At 59.6% G+C, this 25,389-nt stretch carries 21 protein-coding genes and 2 riboswitches; of the genes, 16 read left to right on the top strand and 5 right to left on the bottom strand.

Annotated features, from left to right (window positions below):
- Positions 1-5 precede the first annotated feature (5 nt).
- Positions 6-119, bottom strand: a riboswitch (TPP riboswitch).
- Between the two features lie 95 nt (positions 120-214).
- Both AM571_RS19815 and AM571_RS19810 read left to right on the top strand, forming a co-directional pair.
- The gene (locus AM571_RS19815; RefSeq protein WP_074062871.1) at positions 215-865 is read left to right on the top strand and encodes a thiamine diphosphokinase; all 651 of its coding nucleotides are present in this window, start codon (positions 215-217) and stop codon (positions 863-865) included.
- A gap of 3 nt (positions 866-868) precedes the next feature.
- Positions 869-2,695: an ABC-F family ATP-binding cassette domain-containing protein gene (locus tag AM571_RS19810; protein ID WP_074062870.1), complete on the top strand. Its 1,827-nt coding sequence runs from the start codon at positions 869-871 to the stop codon at positions 2,693-2,695.
- 95 nt (positions 2,696-2,790) lie between these two features.
- Here the strand turns inward: AM571_RS19810 and AM571_RS19805 are convergent, their stop codons facing one another.
- Positions 2,791-4,626: an ABC transporter ATP-binding protein/permease gene (locus AM571_RS19805; protein WP_074062869.1), complete on the bottom strand. Its 1,836-nt coding sequence runs from the start codon at positions 4,624-4,626 to the stop codon at positions 2,791-2,793.
- 154 nt (positions 4,627-4,780) lie between these two features.
- Positions 4,781-4,858: riboswitch (SAM riboswitch) on the top strand.
- Between the two features lie 63 nt (positions 4,859-4,921).
- On the opposite strand from AM571_RS19805, the gene metA reads away from it, so the two are divergent.
- The 6 genes from metA (at position 4,922) to AM571_RS19775 (ending at position 10,802) form a co-directional block, all read left to right on the top strand.
- Complete coding sequence (gene metA / locus AM571_RS19800) at positions 4,922-5,845, top strand: homoserine O-acetyltransferase MetA (protein WP_074062868.1); 924 nt, start codon at positions 4,922-4,924, stop codon at positions 5,843-5,845.
- A gap of 121 nt (positions 5,846-5,966) precedes the next feature.
- Positions 5,967-6,992 (top strand): aldose epimerase family protein, encoded by a 1,026-nt coding sequence (locus tag AM571_RS19795; protein ID WP_074062867.1) that lies wholly within the window; start codon positions 5,967-5,969, stop codon positions 6,990-6,992.
- 113 nt (positions 6,993-7,105) lie between these two features.
- A complete protein-coding gene (locus tag AM571_RS19790; RefSeq protein ID WP_074062866.1) occupies positions 7,106-7,879 on the top strand; it encodes a GntR family transcriptional regulator in 774 nt (257 codons plus the stop codon).
- Positions 7,876-8,907, top strand: coding sequence for an SIS domain-containing protein (locus AM571_RS19785; protein WP_074062865.1), 1,032 nt, complete (start codon positions 7,876-7,878; stop codon positions 8,905-8,907). Before AM571_RS19790 ends, AM571_RS19785 begins: the two co-directional genes overlap by 4 nt.
- A complete protein-coding gene (nagA, locus tag AM571_RS19780) occupies positions 8,907-10,058 on the top strand; it encodes an N-acetylglucosamine-6-phosphate deacetylase (protein ID WP_074063375.1) in 1,152 nt (383 codons plus the stop codon). The genes AM571_RS19785 and nagA overlap by 1 nt, the downstream gene beginning before the upstream one ends.
- A 15-nt stretch (positions 10,059-10,073) precedes the next feature.
- Positions 10,074-10,802, top strand: coding sequence for an SIS domain-containing protein (locus tag AM571_RS19775; RefSeq protein ID WP_074062864.1), 729 nt, complete (start codon positions 10,074-10,076; stop codon positions 10,800-10,802).
- A gap of 57 nt (positions 10,803-10,859) precedes the next feature.
- On the opposite strand, the gene efp is transcribed toward AM571_RS19775, so the two are convergent.
- Positions 10,860-11,429 (bottom strand): elongation factor P, encoded by a 570-nt coding sequence (gene efp / locus AM571_RS19770; protein WP_074062863.1) that lies wholly within the window; start codon positions 11,427-11,429, stop codon positions 10,860-10,862.
- 151 nt (positions 11,430-11,580) lie between these two features.
- Between efp and epmA the strand changes: the two genes are divergently transcribed.
- The 7 genes from epmA (at position 11,581) to AM571_RS19735 (ending at position 19,761) form a co-directional block, all read left to right on the top strand.
- Positions 11,581-12,645 (top strand): EF-P lysine aminoacylase EpmA, encoded by a 1,065-nt coding sequence (gene epmA, locus AM571_RS19765; RefSeq protein WP_074062862.1) that lies wholly within the window; start codon positions 11,581-11,583, stop codon positions 12,643-12,645.
- Positions 12,645-13,697: a lysine-2,3-aminomutase-like protein gene (locus AM571_RS19760; protein WP_074062861.1), complete on the top strand. Its 1,053-nt coding sequence runs from the start codon at positions 12,645-12,647 to the stop codon at positions 13,695-13,697. The genes epmA and AM571_RS19760 overlap by 1 nt, the downstream gene beginning before the upstream one ends.
- 262 nt (positions 13,698-13,959) lie before the next feature.
- Complete coding sequence (locus tag AM571_RS19755) at positions 13,960-14,211, top strand: acyl carrier protein (RefSeq protein ID WP_074062860.1); 252 nt, start codon at positions 13,960-13,962, stop codon at positions 14,209-14,211.
- Complete coding sequence (locus AM571_RS19750) at positions 14,211-15,392, top strand: acyl-CoA dehydrogenase family protein (RefSeq protein WP_074062859.1); 1,182 nt, start codon at positions 14,211-14,213, stop codon at positions 15,390-15,392. Before AM571_RS19755 ends, AM571_RS19750 begins: the two co-directional genes overlap by 1 nt.
- 5 nt (positions 15,393-15,397) lie before the next feature.
- Positions 15,398-16,306, top strand: coding sequence for an amino acid--[acyl-carrier-protein] ligase (locus tag AM571_RS19745; RefSeq protein WP_074062858.1), 909 nt, complete (start codon positions 15,398-15,400; stop codon positions 16,304-16,306).
- Positions 16,307-16,314: 8 nt separating this feature from the next.
- Positions 16,315-17,277: a DUF1839 family protein gene (locus AM571_RS19740; protein WP_074063374.1), complete on the top strand. Its 963-nt coding sequence runs from the start codon at positions 16,315-16,317 to the stop codon at positions 17,275-17,277.
- Between the two features lie 15 nt (positions 17,278-17,292).
- The gene (locus AM571_RS19735; protein ID WP_074062857.1) at positions 17,293-19,761 is read left to right on the top strand and encodes a beta-mannosidase; all 2,469 of its coding nucleotides are present in this window, start codon (positions 17,293-17,295) and stop codon (positions 19,759-19,761) included.
- Here the strand turns inward: AM571_RS19735 and AM571_RS19730 are convergent.
- On the bottom strand, positions 19,724-21,583 hold the full coding sequence (locus AM571_RS19730; protein WP_081377152.1) for a serine aminopeptidase domain-containing protein: 1,860 nt from the start codon (positions 21,581-21,583) through the stop codon (positions 19,724-19,726). The genes AM571_RS19735 and AM571_RS19730 overlap by 38 nt on opposite strands.
- 12 nt (positions 21,584-21,595) lie before the next feature.
- The gene (locus AM571_RS19725) at positions 21,596-23,110 is read right to left on the bottom strand and encodes a lipopolysaccharide biosynthesis protein (RefSeq protein ID WP_074062855.1); all 1,515 of its coding nucleotides are present in this window, start codon (positions 23,108-23,110) and stop codon (positions 21,596-21,598) included.
- Between the two features lie 161 nt (positions 23,111-23,271).
- Here AM571_RS19725 and AM571_RS19720 point away from each other — a divergent pair, with 161 nt between their 5' ends.
- Positions 23,272-24,150 carry a glycosyltransferase family 2 protein gene (locus AM571_RS19720; protein WP_074062854.1) on the top strand — a complete coding sequence of 293 codons (879 nt, stop codon included), beginning with the start codon at positions 23,272-23,274 and terminating at the stop codon, positions 24,148-24,150.
- Here AM571_RS19720 and AM571_RS19715 read toward each other — a convergent pair.
- Entirely contained in the window at positions 24,126-25,292 is a 1,167-nt protein-coding gene (locus AM571_RS19715) for a glycosyltransferase family 4 protein (RefSeq protein ID WP_074062853.1), read from the bottom strand. The genes AM571_RS19720 and AM571_RS19715 overlap by 25 nt on opposite strands.
- Between the last annotated feature and the right edge of the window lie 97 nt (positions 25,293-25,389).

Here is a 25,389-nt window from a genome sequence, read left to right as displayed (position 1 = left end):
TTGGCGAATGTCACGCGTCTAATCCCTCCGCCGGTGTTATCCGGATCAGGTTCCGCGGGTTGGCTTAATGCCTCTCAGCCGGTATCCTTGCGGACGTCCAGGCACCCCGTTAGAGCGTCGGCAGATGTATCGCCATGACGGCCTTATGACAAGGGCAAGCACGCTGACGGTAGACCCTTTCCCTTGGCCCCTGCTTTGCGCTATGGGCAATGCGATGAGCCAATCCACTTTCACGATCCTGCTCGGCGGCGAACTCAGCCTGACCGAGCGCCTGCGTTCTGCCGTTTCAGGCAGCCGCTTCATCGCCGCCGACGGCGGGATGCGGCATGCAGCAGCGCTGGGCGTCGTGCCTGAGCTTTGGGTCGGGGATTTCGACTCGACACCGCCGGATCTGGAGGGGGCATTTCCGCACGTCCCGAAACAGCCCTACCCGGCCGCCAAGGCCGCAACGGATGGTGAAATCGCCGTGTCGGAGGCGATTGCCCGTGGCGCACGGCGACTTGTCCTTGCCGGTGCGCTCGGCGGAGAGCGCTCGGACCACGCGTTGCAGCACCTGCTTTACGCCGTCAGCCTTGCCGAACAGGGCTTCGACATTCTGTTGACCTCCGGAACGGAGGAGGCCGTGCCGCTTATCGCCGGTACGATCGAGCTCGATTTGCCGAGGAACAGCCTGTTTTCGGTATCCGGCTTCAGCGAGCTGCATGGTCTTTTCATCGAGAACGCCCGCTATCCGCTCATCGATTTTCATTTGCCCTTCGGCTCCTCGCGTACCATTTCCAACATTGCACAAGGCAAGGTCCGTTTCACGCTCGGCAGCGGCCGGGCGATCGTCCTTGCCCGCCCTGATGATTTTTCCGGAGTCTGATTTTTGGCCCCTCCCATCCTGAAACTCTACGATATCTTCCTACGCTTCGGCGGAACGCCTCTCTTGGCCGGCGCGAATCTGCAGGTCGAGCCGGGCGACAAGATCTGTCTGGTCGGCCGTAACGGCTCGGGCAAATCGACCCTTCTGAAGATTGCCGCAGGGATCGTTGAAGCACAATCAGGCGAGGTGTTCCGCCATCCATCCTCGACGGTGCGTTACTTGGAGCAGGCTCCGGATTTTGCCGGTTTCAATACGGTGCAGGCTTATGCCGAAGCCGGTTTGGGACCGGGTGATGACCCTTATCGCGTGACCTACCTCCTTTCGCATCTCGGTCTCACGGGCGATGAGGATCCGAAGAAGCTTTCCGGCGGCGAAGCGCGACGTGCCGCGCTTGCCCGCGTGCTGGCGCCTGAGCCGGATATTCTCCTGCTTGATGAGCCGACGAACCATCTCGACCTTCCGACCATCGAATGGCTGGAGGGCGAACTCCAAAAGAGCCGCAGCGCGCTGGTCCTGATTTCCCACGACCGCCGTTTCCTCGAAAGGGTCTCGACGGCGACCGTCTGGCTCGACCGGGGCATGTCGCGGCGGCTCGACCGCGGCTTTGCCCATTTCGAAACCTGGCGTGACCAGGTGCTCGAGGCGGAAGAACTGGAGCAGCACAAGCTCGGCAAGGCGATCGAACGCGAGGAGCACTGGCTGCGCTACGGCGTAACCGCGCGTCGCAAGCGCAATATGCGCCGCCTCGGCGAGTTGCAGACCATGCGTTCGCAGTATCGTGGCCACAAGGGGCCGCAGGGGACCGTGCAGGCTTCCGTGTCCGAGGCGCAGGAATCCGGCAAGCTGGTGATCGAAGCGAGAAAGATCACCAAGACCTTCGGTGACCGCCAAATCGTTGCGCCCTTCTCGATCCGCGTCAATCGCGGCGATTGCATCGGTCTGGTCGGACCAAACGGCGCGGGCAAGACGACGCTTCTGAAGATGCTGACGGGACAGCTCGCGCCAGACAGCGGCACGGTGAAGCTCGGGACCAATCTCGAGATCGCAACGCTCGACCAAAAGCGCGAAGATCTCGATCTGGAGGATACGCTCGCGCACTACCTGACCGACGGGCGCGGCGAGAACCTGCTTGTGAACGGGGAGCAACGGCACGTCACCGGCTATATGAAGGAGTTCCTGTTCCAGCCGGAGCAGGCGCGCACGCCGATCAAGAACCTGTCAGGCGGTGAGCGCGCGCGGCTGATGCTGGCGCGTATCCTCGCGCGCCCGACCAATCTTCTGATCCTCGATGAACCGACCAACGACCTCGATCTCGAGACGCTGGACCTGCTGCAGGAAATCGTCGCCGGCTTCCCGGGCACGGTCATCCTCGTGAGCCACGACCGCGACTTCCTCGACCGCACGGTGACCTCGACCATCGCACCCGCCGTCCCCGACGCGCCTGATGGACGCTGGATCGAATATGCCGGGGGCTATTCCGACATGCTTGCCCAGCGCAAGGGCGCAATGGAGGAGCGCAAGCAAGCCGACAAGGCCACGGAGAAGCCGAAAACCGGGACTGCTGCGGGCGTGGCAGATGTCTCCAGGGGCAAAGGCAAGCTCTCCTACAAGCAGAAATTCGCGCTCGAGACCCTGCCCAAGGAAATGGCCAAGGCAGAAGCTGAAATCGCCAGGCGCGAAGCAAAGATGGCCGACCCCGATCTCTTCAGCAAAGATACTGCCACCTTCAACCGGCTTGCGGCGGAAATGGAAAAGTTGCGCGACAGCCTGACGAAGATGGAAGAAGAATGGCTGGAGCTTGAAATGCTGCGCGAGGAGCTGGAGGGCTAGCGGCTCGAGGGTTGATGCGATTCTGTCTCGCTCATCGTTTCAGACGTCGCGCAGGCCCTGTCTGTCCTTGCTTCGACGCGTGGCACTGCGAATGCTCAAACGACCGGCGCAGGTGCGTGTGCCGTGCCAGTTCCCGCTGCCGGAAGGGCCGGCTGGTCGATCTTGGCCGCCAGTGGATGCAAATGCAATGTACGTGGATTGAAGGTTTCGAGGTAGGCCTCAGACCGTCCGATATAAATCATGGTGGAATCGGACAGCGTCGTCAGCAGTGCCATCAGGGTTGATTGCCATTCCGGCTCAAGGCCCTCCAGCACTTCGTCGAAGATGATCCAGCGCGGCCGCGCCAGCAGCAGGCGGGCAAAGCCGATCGCCTTCTGCTCATCGGAGTCAAGTATCTTGTCCCAGCGGGCCCGTCTATCGAGACGCGCAATGAGGTGGCCAAGGCCGGCTTTCTTGAGCGCTGCTTCGACGTCCTCGCTCTTGTAGGTGTCCACCGGTTCGGGAAAGGACAGCGCTTCGCGCAACGTGCCACCGGGCACATAGGCCACCTCTGGAACGAAAAGCATCCCGTCGGTGGGCGGCAACCCTATCTTGCCGCTGCCGCAGGGCCAGAGGCCGGCAAGCGCCTGGAACAGCAGCTTGCGGTTCACATTGTGATCGCCGTTGATCATGACCTTCTCGCCGGCCCTGATCGTGACATCCGTCTCGCGGACGGCAAAGCCGCCGCACAGATCGATCTCTTCGCCGAGCTTGGCGGCGATCATGAGATTCTTCAGGGTTAGCGTATCCGCGTTATCCTCGTAGGCGATCGCATTCTTCGGATTGATGGGCTCGTCCATGCCGTGCAAGGCATGGCGGAAATCCGTCACGCGCATCAGCGTCGCGCGCCACTCGGCGATCGCGGCGAAATTAGCAACATACCAGCGCAGGGCGGTATTGACCTGGTTGAAGGCGCCGACGGACATCATCAACTCGCCGAAGGTCAGGCTCCCCGAAAAATAGGCGGGAGCCGCGACGATGATCGGGACGACGATGACCAGCCAGCCGTAGCCGGCAGAAACCCAGGTGAGGTTGGTGTTGGCCATGGTCAGGCGCTTCAGGATGGCAAGTACCGAAGTGATATCCTCATTGATCCGCCGACGTTCGTTTTCCTCGCCGCGGGCCACGGTAATCGCCGGCATGTTCTCGTTGGCATGCATGAGCGAAAAGCGAAGCTCCGCTTCCTTGGAGAAGCGGTCGGCATTCAATATCACCAGCTTTCGGCCGACGATCTGGCTGAGGATCGAGGCGGATGCCGCATAGAAGATCGCGGCCCAGACCATATAGCCCGGAATGGCAAAGGCGTAGGTGCGAAAATGGAAGACGAAACCGCTCGAAAGCTCCCAGAGAACGCCGATGAAACTGACGAGCAGGATCGTCGACTGGATGAGGCCGAGCGTCAGGCCGGTCGTGCTTTCTGCAAGATTGCGGGCGTCTTCATGCAGCCGCTGATCCGGGTTTACGCCGATCAGGCCGGTTGAGGCGAGACGCAGCGCACGCTTGCGCTTCAGCCAATGATCCACGAGGTCACGGGTCAGCCCTTCGCGCATATAAAGCGCGGTCATCTGGTTGAGCCACGCCTGGCCGACGTTCATGAGCAATAGCGAACCGGCAATCAGCGCGAAGACCTGGAGCTGATGGAAGAATTCGCCAACGTCGCGGCGCTGCAGGGAATCGTAGAACGGCGCGTTCCAGCGGTTCAAGATGACCTGGCCATAGGCCGTCGCCAGAATTACGGCGAGCAGAATCGAGGCGAGAAGCAGAATCCTTCCGCGGACTTTGGAATCCCAGAATGCCGCGAACATCAGTTTCAGGCGGTATCCGAGGCTGAGTTCGAAACCTACTCTATCCTGCCCTTGAATGCTCGGCCTGCCTTCGACGTCGTCTGCCATTATGCCCTTCCATGCGGACAATGATGATCCTTGCTTAACATGGTGACCCGCCCTGTCCATCAACAGATTTTACCAGTCATTAACGCGTGAGTTACCTTGGTTCAACGCGGCCCTTCAGAATTGCGATTGATTCGCGTGGGCTCCGGCGCTATTTAATGTTTTCCGTGGTGATTTGGCCGGCCGGCTTGCAGCCACGTTAAATAAGTCGCTAAAGGGCCGCGTGCGGACCGGTAGCGATTCTCTCGCCGCCGGTTTTTTATTTGCCGGTACCTTTTGTTGTGACTGAGTGACCGCAATGCCCATCAAGATCCCCGATACTCTGCCCGCTTTCGAGACCCTCGTTCATGAGGGCGTGCGGGTGATGACCGAAACGGCGGCGATCCGTCAGGATATCCGCCCTTTGCAGATCGGGCTTCTCAATCTCATGCCGAACAAGGTCAAGACGGAGTTGCAGATGGCGCGCCTTGTGGGCGCTTCGCCGCTTCAGGTGGAGCTCTCGCTGGTCCGCATTGGAAACCATCGGGCCAAGAACACATCCGAAGACCACCTGCTCGCCTTCTACCAGACCTGGGAGGAGGTAAGGCATCGCAAGTTCGACGGCTTCATCATCACTGGCGCGCCGATCGAAACCCTGCCTTACGAGGACGTGACCTACTGGACGGAGATGAAGAAGATCTTCGATTGGACCGAGACGAACGTTCACTCGAGCATGAATGTCTGCTGGGGCGCAATGGCGGCAATCTACCATTTCCATAAGGTTCCGAAATACGAGCTGAAGGAAAAGGCCTTCGGTGTCTATCGGCACAAGAACCTCAAGCCTTCATCCGTCTACCTCAATGGCTTTTCCGACAATTTCGAAGTGCCCGTATCGCGCTGGACCGAGGTCCGGCGCGCCGATATCGACAGATCCGAAACCCTCGAAGTCCTCATGGAATCCGATGAGATGGGCGTGTGCCTCGTGCATGAGGAAAAAGGCAAGCGGCTCTACATGTTCAATCATGTTGAATACGATTCAACATCGCTTTCCGACGAATATTTCCGTGACGTGAATGCCGGCGTGCCGATCAAGATGCCGCATAACTATTTCCCGCATAACGATCCGTCGCTTGCGCCGCAGAACCGCTGGCGCAGCCATGCGCATCTGCTCTTCGGCAATTGGATCAATGAAATCTACCAGACGACGCCCTATAATCTCGACGAGATCGGTACAAGAAAGTGAACTGCACCCGCCGCTGACCTTGTTGCGGCGGTGTTTTCTTTTAGTGTTGATGGTTGCGGTCCTCGGCAAATGGAGGCAGGTTCGCGGACCTGAAACCAATACAGATTTGGGATTGCGAACTATGTCGGAAAAGCTTGAACGGGAAGTTTTCGGAACGACGAAGGATGGCGAAACCGTCCATCGTGTCGAAATCAGGGGCGGCGGCCTTACAGCCAGGATCATGTCTTGGGGGGCAGTCATCCAGGATCTCCGGCTCGACGGCCATGATGCGCCTCTCATGCTCGGCTTCGACGACTTTGCCAGCTATCCGTCACATTCCTCCTATTTTGGTGCAACGCCCGGCCGCTGTGCCAACCGCATCGGCGGCGGCAAGTTTACCCTCGACGGCAGGGCCCATCAGCTCGAGCTCAATGAAAAGGGCGTTTCGCATCTGCATGGCGGCAGCGACAATATCGCCAAGCGCAACTGGACGATTGTCGAACACGATGTTGATTATGTCGTCTTGAAGATCGTCGATCCGGACGGTCGCGCAGGCTATCCAGGCAACTGCACGGTCCAGGCAACCTACCGTGTGCATGGCAATGGCGAGTTTTCTGTGGTCTACGAGACGACCACCGACCGGCCGACGCTCGCCAATGTCTGCCAGCACGCCTATTTCAATCTCGACGGCCGCGAAGATGCGCTCGGCCACGACATCATGATCGCTGCCGATCATTATCTACCGACTGACGAGAAGCAAATCCCGACCGGCGAGGTCCGAAACGTCGAAGGTACGGTTTTCGACTTCCGCGAAATGGCCCCGATGAAGCGATTCGATGAACGCGGCGAGCAGGTGCTTTACGATCACAATTTCTGCCTTTCGACGGAACGCACGGCCAAGCGCTCCGTCGCACTGGCGCGCAGCGTCAATTCCGGTGTCTCGCTTGAGGTTAGAACCACCGAACCGGGCGTGCAATTCTATGCGGGATTCAAGCTCGACGTAGCGGTAGCAGGCATCGGCGGTCGGAAATACGGGCCGTTCGCCGGTTTCTGCCTCGAAACGCAGGTCTGGCCGGATGCGGTCAATCACGAGGGCTTTCCGAACGCGGTGCTGCGCCCAGGCGAGGTGTTGCGGCAGGAAACGGACTACATCTTCACGAAAAGCTGATCTTCGCGGCCATTCGATCCTGATAAACCATCGCGCCGTCACGAGGGTTCATCTTTTTCGAGGTTCGAGATTCGACTTGATAAGTGGTTCTAAATAGGTTCTATGGTTGATCCATGGATAGAACCAGTCTGATAGCGGAGCTCGATGCCCGCAGTCTACGCGACGAAACGATGACGGGACCGCTTTACAAGCGGCTGGCACTGGCGTTGACAGGTCTCATTCAGGAAGGTCTTCTCAAACCGGGTGCAGCCCTTCCCGGAGAGCGCGATCTTGCCGAAGCCCTGAAACTCGGCCGCGTGACGGTGCGAACCGCCTATCGTCATCTGATGAGCTCCGGCGCATTGGAATCGCGTCACGGCAGCGGTACCTTCGTTTCCAGTAAGGTGGAGCGCATGGAGCAACCGCTCTGGCGTCTTTCGTCTTTCTCTGCCGACATGCGCTCACGTGGCCGTTTGCCGGCGGCAAGGATATTGTCCCGCACGATCAATTCGCCCTCGCCGGAAGAATCCTTCCTTCTCGGACTTGGGCAGGATGAGGCCGTTCTGCGGCTGGATCGTCTGCGCCTGGCGGATGGTTTGCCGCTGGCGATCGAGCGGGCGGTTGTGCCGGTCAAGTTCCTCGGCGGCAATGCCGGTGGTGAGGGATCGCTTTACGATGCGCTGGCCGCAAACGGCCACAAGCCGGTGCGTGCGCTGCAGCGGCTGACCGCCGTGACGCTCGATCCTTCATCAGCCTCGATGCTGAACGTAAAGACCGGCGCGCCGGCGCTCCTGATCGAACGGATTTCGCGCCTGGAAGACCAGCGCGTCGTTGAATACACCCGTTCGCACTACCGAGGCGATGCCTATGATTTCGTGGCCGAACTGAAAATTGGAGATGATCAATGAGTGAGAACCAGTCGCTTATGCTTAAGGAGGCGGGCCAGTCGCCGGACGTCGTCGCGACGCTCCTTCAAAAGGAGAAGCCGGTTTTCGCCGAAATCGCCAAGCTGTTTTTTCCGGTTCGCCCGAGCGTGGTGACGACGGCAGCGCGCGGCTCTTCGGACCATGCTGCAACCTTCTTCAAATATCTGTTCGAAATCACTGCCGGTATTCCCGTGGCTTCCGTCGGCCCGTCGATCGCTTCGGTCTATGGCACGGCGCTGCAGTTGAAGGGGGGCGTCCACTTCACGGTTTCGCAATCCGGCGCCAGCCCGGATATCGTCGCCCTTCAGGATGCTGCCAAACGCGGCGGCGCGACGACGATCGCCGTTGTGAACGTCACCGACAGCCCGCTTGCAAAGCAGGCAGATATCGTTGTGGGACTCAATGCGGGTGCGGAAAAGAGTGTCGCCGCGACCAAGTCCTTCATCGCCTCGGCTGCCGCGCTCGCCGGTGTGACGGCTGCGATTGGCGGTACGGCGGATCTGCAAGCCTCACTGGAGAGGTTGCCGGAGGCTCTGTCGGCGACTGCTGGTATCGATACGACTGCCGCAGAAGACGTGCTCTTCAATGCAACCTCGCTTTATACGGCAGGCCGCGGGCCAGCTTTTGCGATCGCGCTCGAGGCCGCGCTGAAAGCCAAGGAAACCTCCGGCCTTCACGCGGAAGCCTTCTCGCTGGCTGAACTGATGCATGGCCCCATGCGCCTCGTGCAGCCGGGTTTCCCGATCGTCGCCTTCCTGCCAGACGACGCGGCCTATGCCAACAACGTCCAGGCACTCGAGCGACTACAGAAGCTCGGCGCAACGACGGTACCATTTTCGGCCCAGCCGCTTTCCGGCGTCAATCTGCGCGTGCCGACGACAGGCAACGGCCTCATCGATCCGCTCGTGTCGCTTCTCGTCTATTATCGCCTGATCGAGTCCGTTACGCGCCGCAAAGGTTTCGATCCAGACAAGCCGGCGAACCTGCTCAAAGTCACGGAGACGATATGATGCCTCGTAAGATCTTCACAGGTGCCCGGATCTTCGACGGCGAGAGGTTCCACGACGAAAAGGCGCTGATCGTTACAAATGGCCGGGTCGAGGCCATCGTCCCGTGCAACGGCTTGCCCGAAGGCGAGACGATCTCGCTCGACGGCGGTGTGCTTTCGGCAGGTTTCGTCGATGCGCAGGTGAATGGCGGCGGCGGGCGCATGCTCAACGATGAGCCGTCCGCAGCCTCGATGTATATCATTGCTGACGGTCACCGGCGCTACGGCACGACGGCGCTGCTTCCGACGCTGATCACCGATACGGCAGATGCGACGGCGGCCGCGATCGAGGCAGCGAAGGATGCGGTTAAAACCAATCGCGGCGTGGCCGGTCTTCATCTGGAGGGTCCGCATCTGGCGCCAGCCCGCAAGGGCGCGCATCTGGCCGAACTGATGCGCCCGGTCGATGACAAGGATGTCAGAGCTTTCATCCAAGCCCGCGAGGCAATCGGTACGCTGCTCGTGACGATGGCGGTCGAACAGGTGACGGTGGCTCAAGTCCGCGAACTGAGCGGGGCTGGCATTATCGTCAGCATCGGTCATTCGGATTGTTCGAGCGAAGCTGCAGAAGAGCGTTTCGATGCTGGTGCACGCGGCGTCACCCATCTTTTCAATGCCATGAGCCAGATGGGGCACCGCGCGCCCGGTCTGGTTGGCGCGGCGATCGACCATCCGTCGACGTGGTGCGGGATAATCGCCGATGGCCACCACGTCGATCCAAAAGCGCTGCGGACTGCACTTCGCGCCAAGCGCGGGGAGGGCAAGCTGTTCTTCGTGACCGATGCCATGTCGCTGGTTGGCTCCAGCAAGGATAGCTTCATGCTGAACGGCCGCACCGTACGGCGTGAAAAGGGGGGCTTCTGCTCGAAGCTGGTGCTTTCGGACGGCACGCTTGCCGGATCGGATGTCGATATGGCGTCGAGCATCCGCTATGGTGTCACCTATCTAGATCTGACGCTTGCCGAGGCGCTGCGCATGGCAACACTCTATCCGGCCCGGTTTCTCCGGCTCGATGGATACGGCCATCTTTCGCCGGGAGCACGCGCCGACCTCGTGCATCTGACGGATACGATCGAAGTCGCCGCCACCTGGATCGACGGCCAAGCGGCCTGAAACAGAGGAAATGCCATGACGGCCGTTACGGATGCCTATTTCTCAGACCTGATCGGTCGTCTTGAGGCTTTGAAGGCAAGCCTTGCCGAACCCATGGCAAAGGCCGCAGAAGTCGTTCTCGAGGCTGCGCTTCACGACCAGCGCGTTTACGTCTTCGGCACGGGCCATTCGCATATGCTGGCCGAGGAGGTGCATTATCGCGCCGGCGGTCTTGCCTTCACCGTGCCGGTTCTTATCGGCTCGGCGATGCTGCATGAGGGGGCGGTCATCAGCTCGGTCTATGAACGCACGCAAGGCCTCGTTCGGCCGGTGCTCGAGCGCTACGGCATGCAGCCAGGCGACGTCATCATCATTGCTTCGAATTCGGGTGTGAATGCCGCACCAATCGAGGCTGCAGATTATGGCCGCGAGATCGGCGCCAAGGTGATCGCTATCACCTCGGTTGCCTATTCGAGCGCGATTGCCAATGGCCGCCGGCGGCTGGCAGATATCGCCGATGTCGTGCTGGATAACGGATTGCCGCCAGGCGATGCCGTGCTCGATCTGGCTGGAAACGGTCTCAAGGTGGGCCCCGTGTCGACGGCTGTCGGAGCAACAGTGCTCAACGCAATCTTTGCCGAAGTTGCCTCGACGCTGTCGAAGTCCGGCGACGCGCCGGTCTATCTCAGCGCCAACATGCCGGGAGCTGCGGATGTCAATCAGCGCCTCGTGAAAAAGTACCGGCCGCGCAACCCGCATCTATAGTTCAAACAGAAAGGCCGGCGTCAGACCGGCCTTTCTCGATGAAAGATGTCCGAAGGATCAATCCTTGGCGCGTTCGACGTATGAATTGTCTTCCGTTGCGATGACGACGCGCGTGCCCGCGTTGATATGCGGCGGCACCATGGTGCGCACGCCGTTCGAAAGCATCGCTGGCTTGTAGGAGGAAGACGCCGTCTGGCCCTTGACGACGGGTTCCGTCTCGGTGATCTCGAGCGTGACGTGGCGCGGCAGCTCGATTGCCAGCGGAATGCCTTCATGGATCGACAGAATGCAGGTCATGCCTTCCTGGAGGTAGGCCTTCTGGTCTCCCATTATCTCGTTGTCGACGACGACCTGATCGTAGGTAGCCGGATTCATGAAGTGGAAACCTTCGCCGTCTTCATAAAGATATTGGAAGTTCACATCCTCAACGAAGGCGCGCTCGACCTGCTCGGTCGTGCGCCAGCGCTCGGAAACCTTCACGCCGTCGACGATGCGGCGCATGTCGACCTGGGTGACCGGCGTACCCTTGCCGGGGTGAAAGTTCTGCGCAGTGAGAACGACGTAGAGTTTGCCGTCCACGTCGAGAACGTTGCCCTTGCGGACCGAAGAGGCGATGACCTTGACCATAAGACTTCCTTGTAACTCGGCTTTTGGCGTCGTAGAGGGACTGTCTGGATGGCCCCGATGACGCAAATCGTTTTTCGTTGGGGCGCAACTAACCTAAAATCCGGCAAAACGCCAGCCCTCGCGTTGGCCCCCCAGGTGAAGAAAGCTGACAATGAACCTTACCGGCGCCAAAGCGTCTCCTTGGTGGACCCCCAGCGTTCACGCGGACCGCCGCCCGTTCCTGATTGGACGGAACGCGATCCAGGCGGCGCTGCGCAGCCACTTCGCGCGCAAGGATTTCATCGAGGTGGATCCGGCGACGCTGCAGGTTTCGCCCGGCAACGAGGCGCATCTGCACGCTTTTGCAACCGAGGCGCTGACGACGGACGGGCAGGCGGCGGCATCTCTTTACCTGCACACCTCGCCGGAATTTGCCTGCAAGAAGCTGCTCGCAGCCGGTGAGCAGCGCATCGCCTGCTTTGCACATGTCTATCGCAACCGCGAACGCGGCCCATTCCACCATCCCGAATTCACGATGCTGGAATGGTATCGCGCCGGCGAAAGCTATGAAACGCTGATGACGGATTGCCTGCAGGTCCTGGCGCTTGCCGCCGAAACCGTGAAGGCGCCGAAGTTGATCTATCGGGGCGCCGAAACCGACCCATTCGCCGGACCTGAACGCATCAGCGTCGCAGATGCATTCGAGCGCTATGCGGGCATCGCCCTGTTGGCGTCGGTCGCCGCCGATGGCTCCACGGATCGAGAATATCTGGCTTGCGAACTGCGCCGGAATGGCATGCGCGTTTCAGCCGACGACGGCTGGGCCGATCTCTTCAGCCGCGTCCTGGTTGAGAAAATAGAACCGCACCTCGGTTTCGGCCGCGTGACCATTCTGGATGAGTACCCGGTTTCGGAGGCGGCACTCGCCCGTCCCTCGGCGCGCGATCCGCGGGTTGCGGAACGTTTCGAGCTCTATGCCTGCGGTGTTGAACTGGCGAACGGCTTCGGCGAACTCACCAACGCGGCAGAACAACGCCGCCGCTTTGAGCTCGAGATGGCAGAGAAGGCGCGCGTTTATGGCGAACGCTACCCGTTAGACGAAGATTTTCTCGATGCGCTTTCGATCATGCCCGAGGCAAGCGGCATCGCGCTCGGCTTCGACCGGCTGGTCATGCTGGCGACAGGAGCATCGCGCATCGACCAAGTGCTCTGGGCGCCGGTTGCGGAGTATCGCTGATGAATATCCTCCGGCCGATCAAAAGCGTCGATGACCTGTCGAAAGCCGGGTTATTGGTCGATCGCGACCGGCCTTCGCTCGAAGAGGTCGCTGCACGATACGCGATCGCCCTGACGCCGACCGTCGCCAAGCTGATCGATCGAGCCGACGTCGACGATCCGATCGCGCGTCAGTTCGTGCCGGATGCGGCCGAGCTTGTCGTAACACCTGAAGAGCGCGCCGACCCGATCGGTGATCATGCGCACAGCCCGGTTGAAGGCATTGTGCATCGATATCCCGATCGTGTGCTGCTGAAGGCCGTGCATGTCTGTCCGGTTTATTGCCGCTTTTGCTTCAGGCGGGAGATGGTCGGACCTCAAGGTCTCGGTACGCTCGATGCGGCGGCGATGATGGCTGCTTTCGACTATATCCGCAGCCATGCGGAGATCTGGGAGGTGATCCTTACGGGTGGCGATCCGCTCATCCTTTCCCCGCGGCGGCTTGAAGAGATCATGCTGCAGCTTGCGGCCATCGAACATGTGAAGATCGTCCGGTTCCATACACGTGTGCCTGCTGTCGATCCGCAGAGGATCGATGCCAGGTTGATCGCAGCATTGAAAGCGAGCGGCAAGACGACCTATATCGCGCTTCATGCCAACCACCCGCGCGAAATGACGCTCGAAGCCCGTGCAGCCTGTGCCCGCCTCATCGATGCGGGCGTCGTCATGATCAGTCAGTCCGTACTCTTAAAGGGCGTCAACGACGCTGCCGGCGTTCTGGCGGACCTGATGAAGATATTCGTCGAGACGCGCGTCAAGCCTTACTACTTGCACCATCCCGATCTGGCCCCCGGCACCAGCCATTTCCGGCTGACGATCGAAGAAGGCCAGAAGATCGTTTCTTCGCTGCGCGGCCGCATCTCGGGGCTTTGTCAGCCGGCCTATATCCTTGATATCCCCGGCGGCCACGGAAAGGCAGCGATTGGCGAAAATTCTGTCCGCAAGACGGCAGATGGTTGTTTTTCCGTCTTGGATTACCAGGGCGCAGAGCACTCCTATCCGCCATCGGGGTGACGCAAGGATGCGCAGCGTATCATTCCTGCACTTCCAGCCTTAACATCAATCTTGACGCCCGCGGCAGGAGTAACGCCTAAGTGTCTGTCAAGAAAAAGATAAAGACCATCGAGGCAGGATACCCTCTAAAATTTTAAGTGTGGGCCTTCCTCATATTTAACCAGACACATTAGCGGAATGTTTTGTTTTCCGGCCTAAAAGAACGCTCATGATGAAGGCGATAATCGCCAACTCGGGATCATGACTAATCTTGGAGCTAAGGATGAACAAGACAATCCGCGAATTGCTCGCCAAATTCGGCAAGCTTCCTGTTTCGATCGATCAGGTGGCCGACGATGCCGATCTTTATGCGGCCGGTCTGACATCCTTTGCTTCCGTGCAGCTCATGCTTGGTATCGAAGAAGCATTCGATATCGAATTCCCCGACAATCTCCTCAATCGCAAGTCCTTTGCCAGCATCTCCGCGATCGAAAAGACCGTCGACATCATCAAGGACAACCGGAAGGTCGCGTGATGAATTTTCCGGTCAAGATCACGGAACAGAGTCTTATCGTCAGAACGGCGCGCGTTGGCGAGATCGCCGCGAAATATGCCGACGCTGTCGACGCCGAAGGCCGCTTTCCAAGCGAGGCTGTCGATGCGATGAAGGCCGAGCGACTGCTCGGCATTCAAGTCCCGCGCCACCTTGGCGGCGAGGGGGCTTCGACGACCGAAGTCGCCGAACTCTGCTCCCTTCTTGGCCAGGCTTGCGCGGCAAGTGCAATGATCTTTGCCATGCACCACATCAAGCTCTCAAGCCTTGTCGAGCACGGCACCGAAAGTGAATGGCATGCAGGCTTCATGCGGCGCGTCGCCGCCGAGCAGCTGCTGATCGCATCGGCGACGACCGAAGGCGGGATCGGCGGCAATCTGCGCAACAGCATCTGCGCCATCGAGGTCAGCGGCGACAGCTGCCGTCTCGAAAAGGATGCGACCGTGATCTCCTACGGCTCGCATGCCGATGCGATCCTCGTAACGTCTCGCAGCCATCCGGACGCGACACCCTCCGATCAAGTGCTCACCGCGTTTCTCAAGGACCAGTATACCCTTGAGCGTACCCATATCTGGAACACGCTGGGCATGCGCGGCACCTGCTCCGACGGCTTCCTCTTCAAGGGGCAGGCGCCTGCCGTTCAGATCCTGCCGAAGCCTTTCGCCGAAATCGCTGCGCAGTCGATGCTCGCTTCGTCGCATCTGCTCTGGAGCGGCGTCTGGTATGGCATTGCCGTCGATGCCGTCTCCCGCGCGCAGGCTTTCGTACGTGCCGCGGCCCGTAAATCTCCTGGTGTTGCGCCACCCGGCGCGCTGCGGCTCGCCGAAGTCTCCAACCTGCTGCAGATGGTGAAATCGAACGTCGTGGCGGGCCTCAAGGCTTACGAGGGTGCCAAGGCCGACCCGGACAGGCTTTCGTCGATGGGCTTTGCGGTAGCCATGAACAACGTGAAGATCGCTTCGTCGGAAACGATCCTGGAGATCGTCAACCACGCCATGCTGATCTGCGGCATCGTGGGCTACAAGAACGGTACGCCCTTCAGCCTGGGCCGGCATCTGCGCGACGCTCATTCCGCCCAGCTCATGATCTCGAATGACCGCATCCTCGGCAACACGTCGAGCATGCTTCTCGTCCACAAGCAGGACACTAGCCTACTGGGGTGACAGTCATGGATATGCAGACCTCGTTTCTGGACCGGCTCTTCGAATCCGGTCTACTGATCGATACCGGCGTCGACGGTCTTTATGGCCGCAGCGGGCAGTTCGAAGAGGTGATCACCGCCTTCGAGCGGCTGATCGACAAGTTCGGCGGTGCGGATGGCGCAGAAGCGATGCGCTTCCCGCCGGGCATGAACCGCGCGCTCTTCGAAAAGAGCGGCTACATGAAAAGCTTCCCGCAGCTTGCAGGCACCGTCCACAGCTTCTGCGGCAGTGAACTCGATCACATGAACCTGCTGCAGTGCATGGAAGTCGGCGACGACTGGACGAAGGGCCAGGAGGCGACGGATATCGTGCTGACGCCGGCCGCCTGCTATCCGCTTTATCCGACAATCGCCAAGCGCGGCAATCTGCCTGCAAAGGGCGGCCTCTTCGACCTGCAGTCCTATTGCTTTCGCCACGAGCCATCGAAAGATCCTGCCCGCCAGCAGCTTTTCCGCATGCGCGAGTATGTCTGCATGGGAACCGAAAGCCACGTTACCGACTTCCGTCAGCGCTGGATGGATCGCGGCGTCGAGATGATGAAGCAGGTCGGCCTCCAAGTCGTCATCGACGTCGCCAACGATCCATTTTTCGGCCGCGCCGGCAAGATGATGGTCAACAACCAGCGTGATCAGAACCTGAAGTTCGAGCTGCTGATCCCGATCACGTCAACCGCCAATCCGACAGCCTGCATGAGCTTCAACTACCACCAGGATTCTTTCGGCCAGAAGTGGGACCTCAACCTCGAGGACGGCAGCGTCGCGCACACTGCATGCGTCGGCTTCGGTCTCGAGCGCATCGCGCTTGCGCTGTTCCATCATCACGGTCTGGACGTGAAGGAATGGCCGGCGAATGCGCGCAAGGCCCTTTGGGGCTGAGCGGTCCGATGTCGTGCGTTTTCCCGGCCATCCGACCAGATGGCTACCGCCAGCATGCACTGCATTCCAGTGAGCGCATGTGGCCGGAAACCAACTGCTATATCGACCTGTGGATCGAAGTGCTGCACACCCTCAGGCTGCCGCCTGAAGCGATGCTCGGCTTTACGCTGACGCAGGATTTCGAGGGCGATCAATTCACCTTCTTCAAGGTGCCCCTCGAAGACCTCGAGGCGCTTTACGGCATCCGTGTCACCGAACTCGCGATCTTCGACCGCGTCGAGCATCACGTCGAAACGCAGATCAGGCGCGGCCGGCTTTGCCTGGTCGAAATGGACTCCTTCTATATGCCGGACACGCAGGGTACGGCCTATCATTGCGAACACGGCAAGACGACCGTCGCCATCAATCGGCTGGATGTTGCCGCAAAACGCGTTGAGTATTTTCACAATGCCGGCTATTTCCAGCTTGAGGGCGAGGACTTCGACGGTCTCTTCCAGATGCATCTGTCGGAGAGCAATTCGCCCTTCCTGCCCTATACGGAATTTGCAAAATTTCCCGAGACGTTTGCAGGCGAGAATTATATCGGCGATGTGGCGCACCGTCTTTTCAAGGTCCATTTCTCGCGCCGGCCTGCCGAAAACCCGATCCGTGCATTCGCCAAGCAGTTTCCACAGCAGGTGGAAGCTGTCGCCGAACGCCCGTTCGGCTTCTTCCACAAATATGCCTTCAACACCTTGCGCCAGTTCGGTGCGAATTTCGAGTTGGCCGCAGATCACCTCGCGTGGCTTTCTGAAGGCAGGTTCGCGCAGGCTGAAGAGAATGCCCGGCGCATCTCCGAAGTGGCGAAGTCGGTGCAGTTTCAACTTGCACGTGCCGTCACGCGCAGGAAGTTCGAGCCATTGAAGGCGGCGCTTGATCCGGCGGCGGATGCATGGGATGCCATGATGACTTCGATTTCCGATCGGCTTTGATACCGGGGGGTGAGCATGGGGGGGCGGTTGGCGAGCGTCGGCGCGGAAGAGACCCTGCTTTGCGAAGGCTGGAACCTGGTCCTGACGGAACCGGGAGCTTGGTTGACGCCGCATGACATCCCACCGTCTTCGAGGTTTATTGCCGCACCTGTTCCCGGCACTGTGGCTGACGCTTTGGAGCGCGCCGGTCTCTTCGATCGCGAAAATCCGGAGCCGCTGAATACTAAGGATGCCTGGTACGTCTGCCGGCTCTTCGACGCCCAGCCAGGCGATGCCATACTTCGTTTCGGTGGACTTGCGACGCTCTGCCACGTCTTTCTGAATGGGCAGGAAATCCTCTCTTCCGAGAGCATGTTCACGGCGCATGAAATCCCCGTCACGCTTATGGGCGGCGATGATCTGGTCCTTTGTTTCCGTGCCCTCGGTCCCCGCCTGAGCGAGCCCGGGGCCCGCGCCCGGTGGCGTCCTCAGATGATCGCGCCGCAGGGACTGAGGAACTTTCGTACGACGCTGCTTGGGCACATGCCTGGCTGGTGCCCGGAAATTCACGCTGTCGGGCCGTGGCGGCCGATTACGCTTGTTCGCCGCAACATGATGTCGATCGACAATGTCTCGATCCGCGCTGTGCTGGAAAATGGGGTCGGCCGCCTCAGTGTTTCGCTGCACGCCGATGCCGAAAATCCCGAGATGCTGCTTCGCTGCGGGGAGGTGGAGCAAGGCTTTGAGAAGATCGGCGGAAATCATTATTCGGCGATCCTCAAGCTGCCGGAGGTCACGCCCTGGTGGCCGCATACGCACGGGACCCCGCATCTTTACGAGCTGACGCTCATTTCGCACGGCACAGAATATTCGCTCGGAAAGACCGGCTTCCGGCGGATCGAAATCGATCGTGGCGCCGATGGCAACGGGTTCGGCCTTCGAGTGAATGGTGAGCCCGTCTTTTGCCGCGGTGCTGTCTGGACGACGGCCGATATCGTTCGCCTGCCGGGTGTCCGAGCGGACTACGAGCCCTATTTGCGCCTTGCTGCCGGCGCCGGCATGAACATGATCCGCATCGGCGGCACGATGGCTTACGAGACGCCAGAGTTCTTCGGGCTTTGCGATGAACTCGGCATTCTTGTCTGGCAGGACTTCATGTTCGCCAATTTCGACTATCCGCGAAGCGACAAGGCCTTCACGGGCCACGTTCATGCCGAAGTCGAGGGCTTCATCCATGGAGTTCAGGCTTCTCCTTCGCTGGCGGTTCTTTGCGGCGGAAGCGAGATTTATCAACAGGCGGCGATGCTTGGGTTGCCGCAGGAATTCTGGCGCGGACCGCTGACGGAGGATGTCATCCCGGCGATCGCAGAGCGTATGCGCCCCGACGTGCCCTACGTGCCGAACTCCCCTAACGGTGGGGCCATGCCGTTCTCGCCAAATGCCGGCGTTACCCATTATTACGGCATTGGTGCCTATATGCGCCCGCTGGAGGATGCTCGCCGCGCCGACGTCCGGTTTGCCGCAGAAACCCTGGCCTTCGCCCATGCACCGCAACAAAAAACGTTGCAGCGGCATCTGGATGTTCCGGCCGTCCATAGTCCGCAGTGGAAGGCACGTGTTCCACGCGATCGCGGCGCCTCATGGGATTTCGAGGATGTTCGCGACTTCTATCTGGAGCAACTTTATAACGTCGACCCAGCGGCGCTGCGCCGCCAAGACCCGGAGCGCTACCTCGATTTGTCCCGCGCCGTGACAGGCGAGGTTCTGATGGAAACCTACGCCGAATGGCGGCGCAAGGGGTCAGCCTGCACCGGTGCTCTTGTCTGGACGCTCCAGGATATTCTGCCTGGTCCAGGTTGGGGCGTTGTCGATTCCACCGGGGAGCCAAAACCGGTGTGGTATGCCATGCGCCGCGCTTTCCGCCCGATTCAAGTGCTGCTGACGGACGAGGGCACGAATGGCCTCGACGTGCATCTCATCAACGAAACCGGCGAAAGCCTGCCGGTTGAGCTTGAAGTCCTCTGCCTGCGAGATGGCAAGCAGAGAGCCGTCGGCGGCAGCCAAGCACTGATACTTGCACCACGATCCAAGGAAAAGCTCGCCGCGACCGAGCTCTTCGGTGCCTTTTTCGACACGACCTATGCTTTCCGTTTCGGTCCGCCCTCCCATAACGTAACCGTTGCGCGGCTGCGCTCAGCCGATGGCGGCATGCTTGCCGAAGCATTCCATTTCCCGCTCGGACGGTCGAAGGCGTTTCACGATGCCACGATCGATGGGAAGGTGGTAGAAGATGGCGACAACTGGACCCTTGAGTTGCAGGCCGATCGCTTTGCACAGTCCGTTCACGTCGAGGTCCCAAATTACCGTGCAGCCGACGACTGGTTCCATCTGGCGCCAGGTTCGCAAAAGCGCGTCAGATTGCATGCCCTTGCAGGCGCGACGCAGGGGAAGGCGCCCTCAGGTGAAATCAGGACGTTGGGAGGTTCGCGTATCTTGGCGATTTGACTGCTTGGCTGCGGTCCTCACGCGGTATTGCCTGGCGCGTTCCGATCTTCAGCGATACGGAGCGGACTTCCTGAAGGTAGAAGGACTGGGCATGCGCCTGTGTAAGATTGTGATCGGCTTCCGGGATGATGTTGAGCCTGACATTGCCGTAGCGTTTCAGATATGAGCCATTCTTGCCAAAATGATCGTTGAACTGCTCAAGACCGGTATCATGGGCGGTATAGATCAGCGACACCTCGACCTTGCGGGCGTTCAGGGACTGGAAGAGATCGAGAATTGCAGTACGCTCCTCGGAGCGGAACGGCGCGAAATCCAGCATCGGACGGCTTAGCCGGATCGCTCGTCGCATGAGCGAGGTGATGAAATTTTTGATTGCCCGCGGGACATCGATTTCGCCACGCAACAACCGCTTTAGGGTCTCGAACTGCAGCAGCTTAAGGCGGTATGTTTCGAGCGAACGCGGCACGTGGCGAAGCGATGCGTCGACCGTGAGCTTGCCGGACCAGTGAAAGACATAGGGATTGGCGGCAATCAAGCCGCTGGAGCGTTCATCCCAGAGACTGCCCTGGAAAGCGAGGTAACCGCCGCTGCAGCGGCCGACAAGCACGGCAGGCAGAAGCTTGGATGATTCCAGAAGATCGAAGGCCGCCGTGATCTCTTCGTTCTGTCGCCTGGAATAGAGCACCTGCTCTGGCGCGCCCGGCGTGGGAGGGCTATCTGCGACATTAGCATTGTCGAAGCGCAGCGAGGGAATGCCGTCGCGGGCAAGCGCGCGTGCCATTTTTACGGATGTACGGCCCCAGCCCGCGTTCCGGTCGTAAGCCGTCGTCAGGATGATTGCGGTTGCACCACGACGCGCAGCCGTGGGCTGGCAAAGAATGCCGTAGAGTTCTCCAGCCTTTCCAAACCGCAGCGGCACCTCGGTGAACTCGCTGGTCTTAAGCGGTGCCGCAGTCGGGCGCTGCCTTGGCGTTGGCGTTTCCATCTTGGGCGTGGAAATCGATTTCACCCATTCGACGATGCAATTGCCGGTCTCTACCGGTATCGTTGCGATCGTCGGATTGAAGACGAGTTCGTCATAGCCGCGGTAGACAGCTTCCTGCGTGTCCGGATGCAGGTCTTTGACATGGGCGGCAAAATCTTCGTCGGCCGAACGATTCGGACGTGTGAGCACCAGGCAGTTTGCTGCAGCAAGCTTCGAAAGCTCCATGAGGTTTATCTTGCGAACCTCCGCGGCGATTTCGTCCGACATACGAAGGCCGGCGATCCATACGCCCTGTGTTTCGCGCTGGCTTTCGGCAACGCCCATTCCGTCGTCGATCATCTTCGACCAAACGGAGAGTTCACGCAGGTAGAGCCGGCCGGAGATTGCCGGCGCCATCAGTGCAATGCCCTCGACGCCACCCAGCCTTTGTGCCAGATCGACCGCAATCGTGCTGCCGAGACTTTGGCTCACAAGTATGATGCTGTCACAGCCGGAAAGCGATTTCAGCTGCGCTGCAGCCTGTTCTGCCGTTTCGAGCCAGACGGCTAGGCCGCGGCTGTGGTCGGCTACCTCCAGCGCGTCTCCGGTTCCCGCGTAATCGAAGCGCAGGCTTGCCACACCCGCTTCGGCAAGTTCTTCCGCCAGGACACGGAAGAACTTGCGGGTGCACATTTCCTCAAATCCCCAGGGACTGACAAACAGAACGGCCGTGGATTTGCGTAGGGCTTGGCTGGCAGGTGCGAAAAGGCCGATCGTGCCGGCAAAAGTCACCGGCTCGGCCGCTGCGGCAGCCTTTCGAGTTGTCTTGCTTTTGTTGGTATCCAGCCCCGTGCTCATTTCCATTCCTCGTCATGCTCTGCGCGGCGTGAGCAGCGCCAGCGCATGAAATGCTAGTGGATGCGCCATCTTCGGCAGGCGATCTACGATCTGTTCCATCACCGCAATGTCGGCAGCCGGAACAGCGTTCAGCAGGCGCAGGGCGATCCCATAGGCGCCCGCTGCTGCGACAACCGCGACAGCAAGACCGCCAATTCCTGGAACGAAATGGATCGCTCCATATGCTGTCGCCCCGCAAAGGGCCGCAGCAGCGGCGATGCGCAGAATTGGAACCGATATTTGGTAGATCGGGCCGTCGAGGTCGATCCGCGCGACCATCAACGTGCACATGACCGTAAATGCCAGAAAACGAATTGCCGCAGCGCCTTCTCCGCCGAACCAGGGTACGGCGGCAAAGCAACCCACGGCGAGTACAAGACTGGCTATGCCTGCAATCATCAGCCGTTCGCCGATTCGATTGACGGAATAAAGATATTGCGTGCAGATCTGCGTGAAGACGTAAGGTATGGCCGTCAGCGCCAAGATGGCAACCGTGCCGCCGGCCGGCGCGAAGGGCTGACCGAAGATGGCAACGACGAGCGGCTTGGCGATGGCGGCAAGACCGAAGCTCATTGGCAGCGTGATGTAGGCAATGCTCCGAACCACCCCTTCAAAGATGCTTGCAGGGAGTTTGCCGTTGGGATTGGAATGAATCTTTTCCGAATAATAGGGGATAAGGCTACCGCTCAGTTGGACGGGAAGCTGCAGCGCGAGATTGGCCAGCGACAAACCGACGGCGTAATAGCCGACCGCCTCCACGCCAAAGTCCTTCTGAAGGAAGAAGAGCTCGATGCGGTTTAGGAAGATCGATGTGTTTGCGTATTCCAAGGACAGAATGAATGAAGAGCTTGCAAGATAATTCACGCCGATACCACATGAGCTTGCGCGGACCGAGGCAATCCTGAGGGTAAAGAGGAACATCAGGAACTGACCGGCTGCATAACCGGCCAAGGCGCCGCTGACGCCATAAAGCAGCGCACCTGCAAGCACGATGACGACCTGCAGGATGGAGCTTGCGATCGTCAGCCGAAAATAAGGCGAAAGGTTCTGCTCCCCGATGAGATAGTTCTTCGTGTAAGCGCCGATCGACTGGAAAAGGAAGAGGACGCCGGTGATGACAATCACGGCCGGGGTCCCGACGGCCCAATGAAGCTGCTCGGCTTCGAAGTAGACGAGGAAATAAACGGCGAGCACCAGCAGCGACGCAACGATCGTTGGCCGTACGAGATAGGCTGCAAAGCTGCGGCGTTCTTCGTAGGATCTGCCCTGGGCCCGCAGTTGCGGCAGGATGCGCAGAAGCATGACGCCAGTGCCTAGTTCTGCGACAAGCGCTCCGGTCGTTACCAGCCACAGGGAAAATGCGATTATCCCGTTCGCTTCCGGGCCGAGCAGGCGCGCGGCAATGATCGAACATGCAAAACCCGTCGCAAGCAGTGTCAGGCCTGCTGCCGCATTGAGCACCGAGTTTGCCATTATGCTCTTCGCCATGAATACTACCGCTTTTCCTTTTCCCGGAGACCACAGCGCATAATGAAGTGTCTATTTCAGATACCTTAATATTTGCCGCTTAAAGTCCAGTTAAACGTCGCACCGGTGGTCATCATGAGAATCGCCGAGAATTGCCGGCTTTCTGCCTTCAGGGGTATCGATTGTTCAGTCTCATTGTCTGTACCGTTGATCGTTTCGATCAACTCGAGCGTCTCTTTCAATCATTGGCAAGGCAGACGCTGAAGACCTTTGAAATCATTCTGGTTGATCAGAATGGAGATGGCCGGCTGATCGATCTGGTGGAACGCTTCGCTTCCTCCTTTCCCATTCGCCATCTCCGCTCCGGGCGCGGGCTTTCTCATGCGCGCAACAACGGAATTGCGAAAGCGTCGGGAAGCTATGTGTGCTTTCCGGACGACGACTGCTGGTACGAGCCGGCTACTTTGGAAACCGCAGCGCGGCTCTTTCGAGAAAACCCCGCCCTTTCGATCGTAACGGGGCGAACGCTTGATGCGGACGGCAACCCCTCCGTTAGCCCGACAGGGGATCGCAGCGTAGAGATATCCCGCAGGAATTATCTGAGTTGCGGCAATTCGAACGGCATCTTCGTTCGTCGCGAAGCGCTTTCTTCAATCGGCGGCTTCGACGAGAATCTGGGCGTCGGGTCGGCATCGCCGTTTCAAAGCGCAGAGGAGGCCGATCTCCTGCTGCGTTTCGTCGGGGCTGGCCAAAAACTCGCGTATTTCCCGCAGCTCATCGTCCATCATGATCAGGTCGTGAGCGTGATCGGCACCCAGCAGATCGAACGGGCCCGAAAATACGGCCGCGGTTTCGGTGCGCTGCTGCGCAAGCACGATTTCTCCTTGCCCTACGTAACCTACAGAGTTGCACGCCCGGCGATCGGCTGGCTTGTCGCCTGCTTCCGCTGCAATGCGGATGAAGCGGCGTTCAAGCGAGCATGGCTCAAAGGGATCGTCGAAGGGTACAAGGCTTGGCCGAAATGGAACGGCATTGATCAGTCGCTCAGGATTGAATCGTAGACGCTGAAATAGCGCCCCGCCACCGTTTGCCACGAATACCGGCCGGCTTCCTGCATCAGCGTCAGGCGAATGCCTGCCGGATCAGCTGGAAGGGCAAGATAGGCCGATTCGAGAATATCGGCCGAGGCTTGCGGATCGGAAAAGTCGGCAAGGCGGAGCAACGGATGTTTTGCGGCCAGACCGCAATAGGCTGCATTTGCGTTGAGTACCGGCAGAAGGCCGGCACTCATGGCTTCAAGGGCGACAAGTCCGAAGCCTTCATATTCAGAGGCGGAAGCGAAAATCGACGTTCTGCCAATAAGGCGTGCAATCGAATCGTTGTCCGGCGAAACAGTCAGCGTCACGGTCGTTTCGAGCCCGCGTGCCTGGATTTCCCGCCGCAGGTCTGCTTCCCTGAGGTCGGATTCAGACCCGACGATGTCGAGGTGCCATTCCCGATTGCGTGCTTTCAGGACGACCATGACATCCAGCAGATGATCCAGGCGCTTGTTGATGGAAAAGCGGCCGATGGTAATGATGCGGCGCTGGGGTTGGTGGGATGCGCTGTCGGCGAATTTGCCGATGTCCACGCCGTTTTCGATCAGGATGCTCGTTCCTGGCGATATCTTGCGAAACTGCTGCAGATCCGACAGGCTGCAGCCGACGATGCGCGTGTAGGCCGTTGCCGACATGCGTGTCAGGGTCTGGAACCAAAGCTTCTTGATCGCGGCATAGTTTCGAGTGTGGAAGAAGCCGCCGTGAGTGGTCACGATCATCGGCTTGCCATGCAGGAAGCGTCCCAGGGCCAATGCATCGAAGAAGAAGTCGATCGCGTGCACGTGAATGACGGCCGCGTCCCCCAGGTGGCGAAAGACTTGCGGCGCGATCGGATAGCGCCGGCTGCCTGACCAGGGGATGCGGACCACCTCGATGCCGTCGATCGTCTCATGAGCGGGCAGTTTGTTGTCCCGCGACGTGAAGAGCGAATCGAGCGTTATGACGCGGACGCGGTAGCCGTACTTGATCGTCTGGTAGGCAAGATTGGCGACAACGTCTTCGAGCCCGCCGCGATTGGGCAAGAACTGGCGCACGACATGCACGATCAGTGGCACAACACCTGCCTGCGGCACCGACGTGACGGTCTCTGTTTCCACTGCTGACATCGTTCACCTTCCGGCCACACGGCCGCAACTCGGCTTTGACCAGATAATGGATGGCGTTAAAACGCGGTTTACGGAAAAGACCGGCGGATAGATTGTT

It is taken from the genome of Rhizobium etli 8C-3 (assembly GCF_001908375.1).
Classification (GTDB): domain Bacteria; phylum Pseudomonadota; class Alphaproteobacteria; order Rhizobiales; family Rhizobiaceae; genus Rhizobium; species Rhizobium etli_B.
Note: the sequence above shows the minus strand (reverse complement) of the source record. Positions and strands in the feature narration are given on the sequence as shown.